The sequence below is a fragment of the Rhodococcus sp. NPDC060084 genome, assembly GCF_042730335.1.
Lineage (GTDB): Bacteria > Actinomycetota > Actinomycetes > Mycobacteriales > Mycobacteriaceae > Rhodococcus.
On the sequence record NZ_JBHWWX010000003.1, the window covers coordinates 149,397 to 163,056 of the forward strand.

The 13,660-nt window shown below is 67.9% G+C and carries 12 protein-coding genes; all 12 read right to left on the minus strand.

Going from position 1 to position 13,660, the window contains the following annotated elements; all coding sequences use genetic code 11:
- Positions 1–46 precede the first annotated feature (46 nt).
- A complete protein-coding gene (gene ileS, locus ACFWBU_RS03190) occupies positions 47–3,223 on the minus strand; it encodes an isoleucine--tRNA ligase (protein WP_169620153.1) in 3,177 nt (1,058 codons plus the stop codon).
- Positions 3,224–3,507: 284 nt separating this feature from the next.
- Positions 3,508–3,753, minus strand: a complete 246-nt coding sequence (locus ACFWBU_RS03195; RefSeq protein ID WP_169620154.1) for a hypothetical protein — start codon at positions 3,751–3,753, stop codon at positions 3,508–3,510.
- Positions 3,754–3,798: 45 nt separating this feature from the next.
- A complete protein-coding gene (locus ACFWBU_RS03200; RefSeq protein ID WP_169620155.1) occupies positions 3,799–4,638 on the minus strand; it encodes a DivIVA domain-containing protein in 840 nt (279 codons plus the stop codon).
- Positions 4,639–4,789: 151 nt separating this feature from the next.
- Complete coding sequence (locus tag ACFWBU_RS03205) at positions 4,790–5,080, minus strand: YggT family protein (protein WP_169620156.1); 291 nt, start codon at positions 5,078–5,080, stop codon at positions 4,790–4,792.
- Between the two features lie 113 nt (positions 5,081–5,193).
- Complete coding sequence (locus ACFWBU_RS03210) at positions 5,194–5,853, minus strand: cell division protein SepF (protein WP_169620157.1); 660 nt, start codon at positions 5,851–5,853, stop codon at positions 5,194–5,196.
- Positions 5,854–5,884: 31 nt separating this feature from the next.
- Positions 5,885–6,625, minus strand: coding sequence for a YggS family pyridoxal phosphate-dependent enzyme (locus ACFWBU_RS03215; protein ID WP_378527447.1), 741 nt, complete (start codon positions 6,623–6,625; stop codon positions 5,885–5,887).
- Positions 6,622–7,359, minus strand: coding sequence for a peptidoglycan editing factor PgeF (pgeF, locus tag ACFWBU_RS03220; RefSeq protein ID WP_378527480.1), 738 nt, complete (start codon positions 7,357–7,359; stop codon positions 6,622–6,624). The genes ACFWBU_RS03215 and pgeF overlap by 4 nt, the downstream gene beginning before the upstream one ends.
- 17 nt (positions 7,360–7,376) lie before the next feature.
- Positions 7,377–8,576, minus strand: a complete 1,200-nt coding sequence (ftsZ, locus tag ACFWBU_RS03225; protein WP_169620160.1) for a cell division protein FtsZ — start codon at positions 8,574–8,576, stop codon at positions 7,377–7,379.
- Between the two features lie 187 nt (positions 8,577–8,763).
- Complete coding sequence (locus ACFWBU_RS03230) at positions 8,764–9,423, minus strand: FtsQ-type POTRA domain-containing protein (protein ID WP_169620161.1); 660 nt, start codon at positions 9,421–9,423, stop codon at positions 8,764–8,766.
- 68 nt (positions 9,424–9,491) lie between these two features.
- Positions 9,492–11,021 (minus strand): UDP-N-acetylmuramate--L-alanine ligase, encoded by a 1,530-nt coding sequence (gene murC / locus ACFWBU_RS03235; protein ID WP_169620162.1) that lies wholly within the window; start codon positions 11,019–11,021, stop codon positions 9,492–9,494.
- Positions 11,018–12,172 carry an undecaprenyldiphospho-muramoylpentapeptide beta-N-acetylglucosaminyltransferase gene (gene murG / locus ACFWBU_RS03240; protein ID WP_169620163.1) on the minus strand — a complete coding sequence of 385 codons (1,155 nt, stop codon included), beginning with the start codon at positions 12,170–12,172 and terminating at the stop codon, positions 11,018–11,020. The genes murC and murG overlap by 4 nt, the downstream gene beginning before the upstream one ends.
- Positions 12,169–13,599 (minus strand): putative lipid II flippase FtsW, encoded by a 1,431-nt coding sequence (gene ftsW / locus ACFWBU_RS03245; RefSeq protein ID WP_169620379.1) that lies wholly within the window; start codon positions 13,597–13,599, stop codon positions 12,169–12,171. The genes murG and ftsW overlap by 4 nt, the downstream gene beginning before the upstream one ends.
- Between the last annotated feature and the right edge of the window lie 61 nt (positions 13,600–13,660).

Below are 13,660 nucleotides of genomic sequence, written 5' to 3' on the forward strand. Positions count from 1 at the left end.
GGTTAGAGCCCCACACCGACGCGCTCACGCCTGCCCGCCCGCGCCTTCACGCCTTGGTGATGGACGCGCGGACTCCTTCACCCAGCTCGATCGCGTCCGGTCCGGTGGGGCCGAGGTCGAACGTCGTCGCGAGGACTTCACCGGCGATCAGATCACGGTGCCGGGCCGCCCACTCGGCGCGGTCTGCGGGAACCTCGAACTGCACCGAGATCCGGTCGGACACATCCAGACCCAGGTTGCGGCGCGCGTCCTGCAGCTCCCGGATGCGGTCCTTGGCCCAGCCCTCCGCCTCGAGTTCCTCGGACACGGCCGTGTCGAGGACGACGAGCCCGTTGCCGTCGGGCAGTGCGGCGGTGGATTCCGGTTCCGCCGCGACGAGCCTGCTCGTGTACTCCTCCGGCAGCAACTCGATGCCGGCTGCGGTGACGACGCCGTCCTCGGACTCGGTCCAGTCCCCTGCCTTGACTGCCTTGATGACCTTCTGGACGTCCTTACCGAGGCGCGGTCCGGCGACCCGTGCGTTCACCGCGATCTCGAAGCGGCCGTGCGCTTCCACGTCGTCGGTGGTCACGACCTTCTTGACGTTGACCTCGTCCTTGATCAGGTCGACGAACGGTTCGAGGTGCGCCGAGCCCGGTGTCGCGACCGTGACGAGCGGCAACGGCAGCCGCACGCGGAGATGCTGTGCCTTGCGCAGCGACAGCACCGTCGAGCAGACACCGCGGACCTCGTCCATCGCGGTGACGAGCGCGGGATCGGCGGGCAGTTCCTCCGCGGTGGGCCAGTCGGCGAGATGCACCGAGCGCTCGCCGGTCAGCCCACGCCAGATCACTTCGGTGGCCAGCGGCAGGAGCGGCGCCGCGAGCCGCGTCACGACTTCGAGGACCGTGTGCAGGGTGTCGATCGCGTCGCGGTCCTCGTCCCAGAACCGCGAGCGGGACCGTCGCACGTACCAGTTGGTCAGTGCGTCACAGAATGTGCGCAACTCGTCGCAGGCACCGGCGATGTCCACGGCCTCGAGCGCGTCGGTGATGACGTCGCGGGTCTCGGCCAGCTTGGCCAGGATGTACCGGTCGAGGACGTTCGACGAGTCGGTGCGCCACGTTCCGGGGGTCGACGCGTACAGCTGCAGGAAGCTCCATGCGTTCCACAGCGGCAGCAGCGCCTGTCGCACGCCCTCGCGGATGCCCTGCTCGGTGACGACCAGGTTGCCGCCGCGCAGGATGGGCGACGACATGAGGAACCACCGCATGGCGTCGGAGCCGTCGCGGGAGAACACCTCGTTGACGTCGGGGTAGTTGCCCTTCGACTTGCTCATCTTGAGGCCGTCCTCGCCGAGGACGATGCCATGGGCAGCAACGGTTTTGAACGCCGGACGGTCGAACAGCGCGGTCGCGAGGACGTGCAGCGTGTAGAACCAGCCGCGCGTCTGCCCGTTGTACTCGACGATGAAATCGCCGGGGAAGTGCGAGTCGAACCAGTCGGTGTTCTCGAACGGGTAGTGCACCTGCGCGAACGGCATCGAGCCCGATTCGAACCAGCAGTCGAGCACCTCGGGAACCCGGCGCATCGTCGACGCCCCGGTGGGATCGTCGGGATTGGGCCGGGTGAGCAGGTCGATCATGGGCCGGTGCAGATCGTCGGGCCGCACGCCGAAGTCACGCTCGAGTTCGTCGAGCGAGCCGTAGACGTCCACTCGGGGATACTCCGGGTTGTCCGACACCCAGACCGGGATCGGGCTGCCCCAGTAGCGGTTCCGGCTGATGTTCCAGTCGCGTGCACCCTCGAGCCACTTACCGAACTGTCCGTCGCGGATGTGTTCGGGCACCCAGGTGATCTGCTTGTTCAGCTCGACCATGCGGTCGCGGAACTCGGTGACCGCGACGAACCACGACGGCACCGCCATGTAGATCAGTGGCTGGCCCGAACGCCAGGAATGCGGGTACGAGTGCTCGATCGTCTCGTGGCGCAAGAGTTTTCCGGCGGCCTTGAGGTCCTTGATGATGACCGGGTTGGCGTCGAAGACCTGGAGGCCCTCGTACGGCGGCACCATCGAGGTGAACTTGCCACCCGGGTCGAGCGGCTGCACCAGTTCGATGCCGTTGCGCTGGCAGTACTCCATGTCCTCTTCACCGAAAGCCGGTGCGAGGTGGACGATTCCGGTACCGGAGTCGGTGGTGACGTAGTCGGCGGCGATCACCTGGTGCGCGTTGTCCCGGCCGACGAAGAAATCGAACGGCGGCTCGTACGCGAGACCGACCAGATCCGCTCCGGTGTACTCGGCGAGCACCTCCGGCTCGTCTCCGAGCTCGCGGCTGTAATGGCCGAGCCGGTCCTTCGCGAGCAGATAGGTCTTGGCCTCGTCACCGCTGCCCGCCCGCACCGCGACATAGGTGATGTCGGGGTGTACCGCGATCGCGAGGTTGGACGGCAGCGTCCACGGCGTCGTGGTCCAGATCAGCGCGTTCGCCCCGTCGAGCTCGCTGCCCGGTGCCCGCAGCACCATGTCCACGGTGACGGCCGGGTCCTGACGCATCTTGTACGCGTCGTCGAGACGGGTCTCCTGGTTGGACAAGGGAGTCTGCTCGTACCAGCTGTAGGGCAGCACGCGGAAACCCTGGTAGATCAGGCCCTTGTCGTACAACGACTTGAACGCCCACATGACCGACTCCATGAAGTCCAGGTCCAGCGTCTTGTAGTCGTTGTCGAAGTCGACCCACCGGGCCTGCCGGGTGACATAGTCGCGCCACTCGCCCGTGTACCGCAGCACCGACTGCTTGCAGTACTCGTTGAACTCCGCCAGACCCATCGTGTCGATCTGCGACTTGTCGGTGATGCCGAGTTGCTTCTCCGCCTCGAGCTCGGCGGGAAGTCCGTGGCAGTCCCACCCGAATCGGCGATCGACCCTCTTGCCGCGCATGGTCTGGAACCGCGGCACGAGGTCCTTGACGTACCCGGTGAGGAGATGGCCGTAGTGCGGCAGACCGTTCGCGAACGGCGGGCCGTCGTAGAACACGTAGTCCTCGGCGCCGGCGCGGTGCTCGAGCGACGCCCGGAACGTGTCGTCCTTCGCCCAGTGTGCGAGGACCCGTTCCTCGAGGTCGGGAAAGTCGACGCCGGAATCGCGCGGGAGCCCGTAGTCCACTCGGGGATACCCGCTGCCTTCCGCCGGCGTCGCCGTGGGTTCCGGGGTGCGATCCGATGCAGCGTGATTGTCGGTCACAGCGTTGATACCTCCGTGCCTGTGTCTTCCGGCACGGGGACGATCACCGTGCCCTTCGCACGGTCACCGCGGTACCACCCCGCTTGCTCGCTCCTGCGGAACGAGCCACTCGTTCTTCGGGCTGTGACGGGCCCACCCGTTCGGTTCTACTGAGCGGTGCCCACACGAGCGGTGCATCGCTGTTCTTCCGAAGGCTCCCCGGTGATGGCCGGATCGACGCCGCCCCGCTGGGCGGGGGTACTGCTCATCTTCGACGATTGTGCGCTTCCCATTGTAGGGAGCGATCACTCGTCCGAGGAACCCTGGTCTTCCGGGGCCTTCTTCGGCGTGCGAGACGACGAGCGGCCCGTTCGGGCGGCGCGATCGCCTGCCGACGCGTTACGCGCGCCGAGTGCGCTGACCAGCAGGAGCACCGCCCCCACCACGCACACCGCGATGCAACCCCACGCCCACACCACCGAACCGGTCATCAGCGCAATGACGAGAAGACCGAATCCGATTGCTGCGAGCACCAGCGTCACGACCAGCACGACGCTCCTCCTCAACCGCGGGGCAACAGCGACCGTAGAGCTCGGTCAGTTGGTGCCCTTCGCGAAGGACGTGGAACCGAAGGACGAGGAATTGGACTGATTGAACGCATCCTGGCCGCCGTCGACGGGCACCGCGGAGCCACGCTGCTCGAGTTCCTCGAGCTGCGATTCGAGGTACGACTTCAGGCGGACGCGGTACTCGCGCTCGAACGTCTTGAGCTGCTCGATTCGTCCTTCCAGCACCGAACGCTGCTGGTTGATCGTCGCCATGATCTCGGTGTGCTTCTTCTCCGCGTCGGCCTGGAGGGCATCGGCCTTCTCCTTGGCCTGACGCAGTTGCGTCTCGGACCGGGTACGCGCATCCGACAGCATCGCGTCGGACTTCTGGCGTGCGTCGGCAATCATCGCTTCGCTGCGCGTCCGCGCGTCGGAGACGAGCTGCTCCGAGTTCGTCCGCGCGTTGCGTACGAGCTCTTCGGCCTCGGTCTTGGCGTCGCCGGTGAGCCGGTCGGCCATCTCCTGGGCAAGTCCGAGCACCTTGGCGGCCTGCATGCTGGCGTCACCGCTCGTCGGCGCGGCAGCCGCCACGGGCGCCGGCGTCGGTGCGGGTTCCGGCTTCGCAGTCTCGACCACCCGTGCCGGCTCGGGCTTGGCCTGGGCTGCCGGAGCGGAGGAGGCCGAGCGCGGGGCCTTCTTGGCCTCGGCCAGTTCCTGGTCGAGTTCGGCCACGCGCTGACGGAGGTCGGCGTTCTCCTCGATCAGGGAGGTCAATTCCTGCTCGACGAGATCGAGGAATGCGTCGACCTCGTCCTCGTTGTATCCGCGCTTCCCGATAGGGGGCTTGCTGAACGCGACATTGTGCACATCAGCTGGTGTCAGCGGCATGGAAGGGTCCCTTCACGCGTCAAATAAGCGGTCAAGCAGGCGTTCGGTGTTATCGACAGTGCGTCACGCGTATCAAAACTCACTGTATCCGGCTTCCCATTCTGGCACATCGCGGTCGTCACGAGCCTCGTGGCCGCGCCGGGACGGCGCGTCATACAACCCCGCCACGCGGCAGGAACGCCATGAGGAAGTACACGATGAACAGCAGGACCATGATCGAAAGGTCGAGCCGGACACCGCCGAGATTGAGCGGCGGAATCAACCGCCGCAACAACTTCACCGGCGGATCGGTGACGGTGAAGATTGCCTCGAGCACCACCACGACGAAACCCGAGGGCTTCCAGTCCCGAGCGAAAGTCCTGATGAACTCGACGATGATCCGCCCGATCAGCAGAAGCCAGAAGATGAAGAGCAGGAACCAGAGCACCTCGAATACGGCCACGTTTCCACAATGCCCGACGAACACAAGCTAGCCAAACCGAAACGCCCGGCCTGCAGTGATCTGCATCATGGCCGGGCGTGTTCGCGAGCCGTGAGGGTGACGGCGCGCGTCGGTTACTGCTGGTTGTAGAAGCCGGTCTCCGCGATGCGCTTGCGTTCTTCGGCGGAGACGTCGATATCTGCGGGCGAGAGAAGGAACACTTTCGTCGCGACCTTGTCGAAAGAACCCCGCAAGGCGAAGGCGAGGCCGGCCGCGAAGTCGACGAGTCGCTTGGCGTCGGCGTTGCTCATCTCCACCAGATCCATGATCACCGGCGTGCCATCGCGGAACCGCTCGCCGATGGTGCGTGCCTCCCCGTAATCCCGGGGTCGCAGGGTGGTGATCTTCGACAACGGTCCACCTTCGTCGAACAGAGCGCCGCGGCGGGGTTCCACGCGGTCGAGTCGAGCTTCGGCGCCGAGCGCCGAACGGGCCGGCACACGTGCCGGCGCTACGGATCGGGGTGCCCGCGCCGTGATCGGCTCGACCCGGGGAGCCCGGGCCGGCGGTTCGTAGCGATCGAAGTCGTCGTCCGCGAATTCACGGACGCTGTCGTCACGCCGGACGGGCGGGTACTCGTCGCGGTGCGACGGGGCGTACGAGGAGTACGGCGGTTCGCCGTAGTCGCGATCCCGCTCACGGCGCGCACTCGACGGATCATCGAGGTAATCGTCCTCGTAATCCTCGAGCGGCACCATTCCGAAGTAGGCCTTGAACTTGTGGAGCGTGCTCATCGATCGCCCTTCCCTCACGTGGCGGTTCCCATCAGGCTAATGGCCGTATACCCAGCACAGCCGTTCCGACACGCACACAAGTGGATCCCCATCGCACCGCGTGTTCAAGATCACCCGACATGCCCGCCGACAGCTCCGTCGCGCCGGGATATCGCTGGAGCAACCGCGCGTGCAGTTCCGCCAGGCGTTCGAAGGCCGCGTCCGGTTCCCACCCGAGTGGCGGGACACCCATCACTCCCCCGAGTTCGAGCTCACCGGAATCGGCGACGGCATCGGCAAGGGAGTCCAGTTCGTCGGCGACCACCCCACCGCGCTCGCGGTCGCCGTCGAGGCTGATCTGGAGCAGCACCCGGACCGGCGTGGAGCGTTCCCCTGAATCTTGCGCGGCGGCAGCACCTTTGGCGAGAGCGCCGGCGAGCCGAAGACTGTCGACCGAATGGACCGTGTGCGCCCAGCGTGCGACGGCACGCGCCTTGTTCCGTTGGAGTCGGCCGATCATGTGCCACTCGACCTCGTCCGGCACCCTCTCGCGGAACTGCGCGATCTTCGCCGCCGCCTCCTGCTCCCGGGACTCCCCGAAAGCGCGGCAACCCAGTTCGTGGAGCAAAACCGCATCGGTGACGGGAAAATATTTGGTCACCACCAACAGTGAGACCTCCGACGGATCGCGTCCTGCCGCGCGGGCTGCAGCAGCGAGACGCTCTCGCACCGCCTGCAATCGGCCGGAAAGCTCCACGCGGCGATCCTGCGGGGATTGTTCGGCCGAGTTCACGCCGGGTCCTCCTTCGCACCGCCCGCGGTGGTGTCCTCGAGCCAGATCACCGAGGCGAACCGGCCGGTGGGCGCACTGCGCCGGTGGCTGAACAACATCGGATCCTCGATCGTGCACCGCGGGTCCTCGGCGACCGAGGTGACACCGTGGTCGAGGAGTTGCCTCCTCAGTCCCGCGCGGAGGTCGAGACCGGGTGTGCCACGGGCTGTTCGGGTGGCGCTGCCGGGGAGATGCGCCTCCACGTCGTCACGCATCGCGGCCGGAACCTCGTAGTTGGCCCCACTGGCGGCCGGACCGAGCAGCGCGGCAATGCGTTCCGGTCGTGCGCCGAGATCGCGCATCACGTCGAGTACGCGCGGGAGGATCCCGATCCGGGCACCGACACGCCCCGCGTGCACCGCCGCGATGACCCCCGCCTCGTCGTCCGACAGCAGAATCGACACACAGTCGGCGCTGAGGGCAACGAGGGCAAGATCCGTCGCCCGTGTCACGAGGGCGTCGGTTGCGGGAACCTCCCCCTGCACCGGGCCGTCCACCACCGTCACGTTCCGGCTGTGGATCTGCTCCATCCAGACGAAGCGTTCTTCGGGCAAGCCGATCACCGATGCCAGCCGGCGACGATTGGCGGCCACAGCCGCGGGATCGTCGCCGACATGGCCGGCGAGGTTGAAACTGTCGTAGGGCGGGGCCGAGATCCCGCCGGCTCGTGTGGTCACGACCCGGCGAGAACGCAACCCGGTGTGCGAATCGGTCAACGGCGCATGAAGATCGGCACGTCCACGTCGTCGCCGTCGTCCTCGTCGTCGACGGGACGCGGCTGAGCGCCACCGGTCGTCGGCGGAAGACCGCCGCCCACCGGCGTGGAAGCGGGTTCCCGGGACGAGACCGCGTCCGCGTTCTCACGCTCGGAACGGCCGAGTTCACCGGCCCGACCGGCCCCGATGCCCGCGGAGCGGGTGGTGGTCTGTGCCGGCTGAGCGGATTCCACCGGTCGGCGGGCGGGAGTGCCGGCATCGAAGCCGGCGGCGATTACGGTGACCCGCACCTCGTCTCCGAGCGAGTCGTCGATGACCGTGCCGAAGATGATGTTGGCGTCGATGTGCGCGGCTTCCTGCACGAGCGATGCCGCTTCGTTGATCTCGAAAAGGCCGAGATCCGAACCGCCGGCGATGGAGAGCAGCACGCCCCGTGCGCCTTCCATCGACGCTTCGAGCAGCGGCGAATTGATCGCGGCCTCGGCGGCCTTGATCGCGCGACCCTCACCCCGCGACGAGCCGATACCCATGAGTGCGGATCCCGCGCCGGACATCACGCCCTTCACGTCGGCGAAGTCGACGTTGATCAGACCCGGGGTGGTGATGAGGTCGGTGATGCCCTGAACGCCGTTGAGGAGCACCTCGTCGGCGGAACGGAAGGCGTCCATGAGGCTCACCGCGGCGTCCCCGAGCTGGAGCAGCCGGTCGTTGGGGATCACGATGAGCGTGTCGCAGGATTCGCGCAGCGACTGGATGCCGTTGTCTGCCTGGCTCCCGCGCCGCTTGCCTTCGAACGAGAACGGACGCGTGACGACGCCGACGGTGAGGGCGCCGAGTTTGCGGGCGATGCTCGCGACGACGGGTGCGCCACCGGTGCCGGTTCCGCCGCCCTCGCCGGCAGTCACGAAGACCATGTCGGCGCCCTTGAGCACCTCTTCGATCTCGTCCTTGTGGTCCTCGGCGGCCTTGCGGCCCACCTCGGGGTCGGCGCCGGCGCCGAGTCCGCGGGTCAGTTCACGGCCGACGTCGAGTTTGACGTCGGCGTCGGACATCAGCAGAGCCTGCGCGTCGGTGTTGACGGCAATGAACTCGACTCCTTTGAGTCCCTGCTCGATCATGCGGTTGACCGCGTTCACGCCGCCACCGCCGATACCGACGACCTTGATTACGGCGAGGTAGTTGTGCGGGGGCGTCATGGGCTCTCGCCTTCCTGGGTTTTCGGGTCACGCTTCGATCAATCGATGTCGCCGCCACCGTGAAAACCCTCAACCATAGCTTGAAGGTGATGTCAAGTGCGCGACTGGTTCGAAACGCTATGGCACCACAACGGGGATTTGCTAGTGGACTCGCCGGAGAGAGCGCACGAATTTCGCGGCGATCTCCTCAGCGGACCGTCGGGAGGTCCGGGCTGGCGACATCGAACTGCTGACCTGGCTGGGTGAGCAACGGAAGAATCACCGCTGCCTTGCGTTCCGATCTTTCCACACTCCCCCACACCACCACCCGGCCGTCCGCCAGAACGAGCGAGATATCCGTCTCCGAGCGGGCTTCCACGGCGTCGACCTGCACACCGAGTTCCGGTGGCAGCACGTCGAGCACGCGCACCGCGGCCACCGTCGCGGGATCGCCGGTGCCCGGTGTCGCGGTGACGAGACGGGGAGTCAGGAGCGGCGGTGGTTCGACCGCGAAATCGACGCCCTCGGCGTCGACCGAGTGGGTGCCGTCGGACGCCTCGAAATACAGGACCGCTTGACGCTCGGTGACTGTCACCCGCACCGACGACGGGTACTCACGCTGCACCCGGACGGACGCCGCACGCGGGAGAGTCGCGACGCGCTGCGCTGCCGCGGCGGTATCGACCTGGAGCAGCGGTGTGCCTTCTGCGACCGCGAGCGCGTCGAGCACCTCTTCCCGTGTCACGACGCCGATTCCTTCGACGTCGATGGTGCGCACCGACAACAGCGGCGAGAACCAGGCGACGGCGATCGCGGCGAGCAATGCCACCACGACACCGGCGCCGAGGAACACCGTTCGCACCCGCACGGAACGACCCGACGGGCGCCGGGCGGTGTTGCGGTCGCGTCGATCCCGCGTTCGGGTGGAGGAGGGCGTCACGAGCCTGCCGACTCCGGTCCGGAAGCGGTGGACCGGAACCGGCTGGGCCGGCTGTGCAGGGCGTCGAGAATCTGCCGGCCGAGCATCGTGACATCGCCCGCGCCCATGGTGATCACGATGTCACCGGGTCGGCTGAGGTTCGCCACCTGACGGGGCACCGCGGACAGATCCGGTTGATAGTGCACCGGTTTGGTCACCGCCCGCGCGACCAGTGCGCCGCTCACCCCCGGAATCGGTTCCTCACGGGCTCCGTACACGTCGAGGACGACCACCTCGTCCGCGAGATCGAGCGCGGCACCGAACTCGGTGGCGAACGTCTCTGTCCGCGAATACAGATGGGGCTGGAACACCACGATCACCCGGGGACGTTCCGTCCCGGATTCGGTGTACCGCAGCGGTTCCCCCGCGACCAGTTCGGCGGCTGCGGCCAGAACGGCCCGGACCTCGGTGGGATGGTGCGCGTAGTCGTCGAACACCCGCACGCCGTGTTCGCGGCCGGTGTACTGGAAACGGCGGTGTACCCCACCGAATCCCGCGAGACCCTCGATCGCTTCGTCGACCTGGGCACCGGCGTCGAGTGCCCCGAGCAACGCCGCGAGAGCGTTGAGCGCCATGTGCCGGCCGGGCACCGACAGGCGCACCGTGCGCGGACCCTCTTCACCGGTGAGATGGAACTCGGCGACACCGCCGATGTCCTTGGCTTCCCAGTCCAGCAGTCGCACGCCCACAGGCACGCCACGGTATTCGGGATCCGTGCCGATGACATCGGACGTGCCGTACCCGAGGATCCGCAGGTCGCGGCGGCCCGACGCGACGACACGCTCGGCGAGCGCGGCCGAACCCGGGTCGTCGAGACACACCACGAGCAGCCCACCTTCGGGCAGGCGCGCGACGAAGTCGTCGAACACGCGGGTGTAGGCCTCGGGAGTGCCGAAGTAGTCCAGATGGTCGGGCTCGATGTTCGTGACGATGATGGTGTCGGGGTCGTACTGCAGGAGCGAGCCGTCGCTCTCGTCGGCCTCGGCGACGAAGACGTCCCCACTGCCGTGATGGGCGTTGGTGCCGGATTCGTTGAGTTCACCGCCGACCGCGAAGGACGGGTCGAACCCGCAGTGCTGCAGCGCGACCACCAGCATCGACGTGGTCGAGGTCTTGCCGTGCGTACCGGAGACGAGGAAGGTCCGGTGCCCGCGCATCAACGATGCGAGGACCGTAGGCCGCAGCAGGATCGGGATACCGCGCTGCCGTGCCGCGACCAGTTCGGGATTGTTCTGTGGGATCGCGGCGAACGTGGTCACCACCGCGGTCGGACCGCCCTCGAGCAGGTCGAGGGCACCGGCGTCGTGCCCGATGCGAACCTGGGCGCCGCGCGCTCGCAGTGCGAGCACGCCGCGGCTCTCCTTCGCATCCGACCCGGATACCTGTCCGCCGCGAGCCAGGAGGATGCGTGCGATACCGGACATTCCGGCGCCGCCGATCCCGACCATGTGCACCCGCTGGAGTTCTGCGGGCAACTGCGCACTCATCGTTCGCTCCTGTTCGGTTCCGTACCGGCCACGTCCAGCACGATTCGTGCCACTTCGTCGGCGGCACTGCGGTGTCCGGCCGCGCCCGCACGCCGGCCCATCTCGTCGATTCGCTGCCGGTCGCGCAGGAGCGGGACCACAGTGCCGGCGATGTACTCGGGCGTCAGATCGCCGTCCGCGACAATCATCGCACCCCCGGCGGCGGCGACGGGACGGGCGTTGAGTGCCTGTTCCCCGTTTCCGTGTGGAAGCGGCACGTATACCGCGGGCAGTCCCACGGCCGACACCTCCGCGACGGTCATCGCACCCGAACGGCACACGACGGCGTCGGCCGCCGAGTAGGCGAGGTCCATGCGCTCGAGGTACGGCACCGCGACGTACGGCGCGGTCGCATGGCCGGGATGGGAAGGAACGCTCACGGTGTTCTTCGGACCGTGCGCATGCAGCACGGCGATCCCCGCCTCGGCCAGCGCGCCGGATGCCCCGACGACTGCCTCGTTGATCGAGCGTGCGCCCTGGGATCCGCCGAAGACGAGCAGTACCGGCACGTCGTCGGGCAGCCCGAAGTGGCGGCGCGCCTCAGCCCGCAGCGCACGACGGTCGAGACGGGTGATGGACGAGCGCACCGGAATACCGACGATCTGCGCGTCACCGCGGCGGAGGATCCCCGATCCCGGCACTGCCGCGAGTACCCGTTCGGCGCGCAGCGCGCCGATCCGATTCGCAATACCGGCGCTCGCGTTGGCCTCGTGCACGATCACGGGGATGCGCCGCCGCCTCCGGAGCGGTCCGGCGCCGGCGGCGAGATAGGCGGGCAACGCGACGTATCCACCGAACCCGACGACGATGTCGGCATCGACCTCGTCGAGGATTTCGCGGGTGCGGCGCACCGAGGCCACCACACGGGCGGGCAGCTTCGCCAGGTCGAGGGTCGGCTTGCGGGGCAGGGGCACCGGCGGGATCAGCTCGAGGGGATACCCGCGCCGCGGCACGAGCGTCGTCTCCAATCCGCGCGCGGTGCCGAGCGCGGTGATCCTCGCATCGGGCACGAGTTCCCGGACGGCATCGGCCACGGCGAGTGCCGGTTCGATGTGGCCGGCGGTCCCACCTCCGGCCACCACCACGGACAGGGCAGACTTCTCCCCACTCACCTACGATTCCCTCGCTCTCCGGTTCGTCCATTCGCACCGCGTGTGGTGCGGGCGGTCTTCTGACGGGCGGCACGGGCCGATTCCCGTGCGGGTTCGGCTCTGCGCGTGGGTGCGCCGTCCACCCGGGCGGGCGCGCGGCGCGTCCGGGTACCGGCACCGGCAGAACGGCCACGGTCGTCGCGGCCGGCGGCCCGCGGGTCTCCACGGCGCTGGGCTGCCCGTGCTGTGACGGTACGCGTTCCGCCCCGGGGCGGCAGGTACGGTTCCGGTTGCCGCAACCGGATCAGCCGCGCGAACCGGCCGTCCTGGCCCGCCTGGAGTGCGGCGATGGCCTCCGGTTCGTGGCGGGCAGCATTGGCGATCAGCCCGAACATGAGAAGTGTCGTCGCGGTCGAGGTGCCACCGGCGGACACCAGCGGCAACTGGAGACCCGTCACGGGGAGCACACCGACGACGTAGCCGATGTTGATGAAGGCCTGGCCGATGATCCAGGTGGTCGCCGTGGCGGTGAACAGACGCAGGAACGGGTCGACCGACCGCATCGCGATGCGGAGACCGACGAAGGCGAACAGGCCGAACAGGCCGATGACCGCGGCGCCGCCGAGAAAACCGAGTTCTTCGCCGATGATCGCGAAGATGAAGTCGTTGTGCGCGTTCGGAAGGTAGCTCCACTTCGCGCGGCTCTGGCCGAGGCCGCGGCCCCACAGCCCCCCGTCCGCCAGCGAGAACTTGGCCTGGCGTGCCTGATATCCGATGCCCTGGGGGTCGTCGCCCGGATTGAAGAAGGCGCGCACGCGCTGTGAGCGGTAACCGGCGGTGACCGCGAGGATCGCCGCGAGCGCGACCGCGGTCCCGAGCATCCCGAGGTACACCTTGAGCGGCAACCCGGCGAACCACAGCAGCGCCAGCACGATGATGACCAGCGACACCGTGGTACCGAGGTCGGGCTGCAACACGATCAGCCCCGTCACGACCAGCGCGGCGGGGAGGAGCGGGACGAGCATCTCCTTGAGCGTGGAGTTCTCTGCGCGTCGCGATGCCAGCAGGTGGGCGCCCCACAATGCGAGCGTGATCTTGGCGACCTCGGACGGCTGCAGGGACACTCCGAAGACGACGAACCAGCCTCGTGTGCCCTGCGAGAGGGTGCCGATGCCGGGGATGAGCACCAGGACGAGCGCGGCGACCGACGCTGCGAATGCGACGAACGAGTACTTGCGCAGCAACCGGACCGGTATCTGCAACGCGATATAGAAGATGACCATGCCGATCGCGGCGAAGACCAGCTGGGAGGTGAACAGCCCGTAGGCGGACCCCACCGACACCACGGCCCCGACGCTGGACGACGACAGCACCATCACCAGGCCGAGCACGGTGAGCAGCACGGCGATCGTCACCACGAGGTGGAACGATGCGAGTGGCCGGGCCATCCACGCGCCGAGCCGCCCGCCACGGGCCTCCACGGCCGGACGTCGGGACGCTCGGCCTGGC

Excerpts from the sequence above, each read along its gene's own strand:
- ACFWBU_RS03200 (WP_169620155.1), bottom strand. The coding sequence starts at position 4,638 with ATGCCGCTGACACCAGCTGATGTGCACAATGTCGCGTTCAGCAAGCCC.
- ACFWBU_RS03210 (WP_169620157.1), bottom strand. The coding sequence starts at position 5,853 with ATGAGCACGCTCCACAAGTTCAAGGCCTACTTCGGAATGGTGCCGCTC.
- ftsZ (WP_169620160.1), bottom strand. The coding sequence starts at position 8,576 with ATGACGCCCCCGCACAACTACCTCGCCGTAATCAAGGTCGTCGGTATC.
- murC (WP_169620162.1), bottom strand. The coding sequence starts at position 11,021 with ATGAGTGCGCAGTTGCCCGCAGAACTCCAGCGGGTGCACATGGTCGGG.
- ftsW (WP_169620379.1), bottom strand. The coding sequence starts at position 13,599 with ATGGCCCGGCCACTCGCATCGTTCCACCTCGTGGTGACGATCGCCGTG.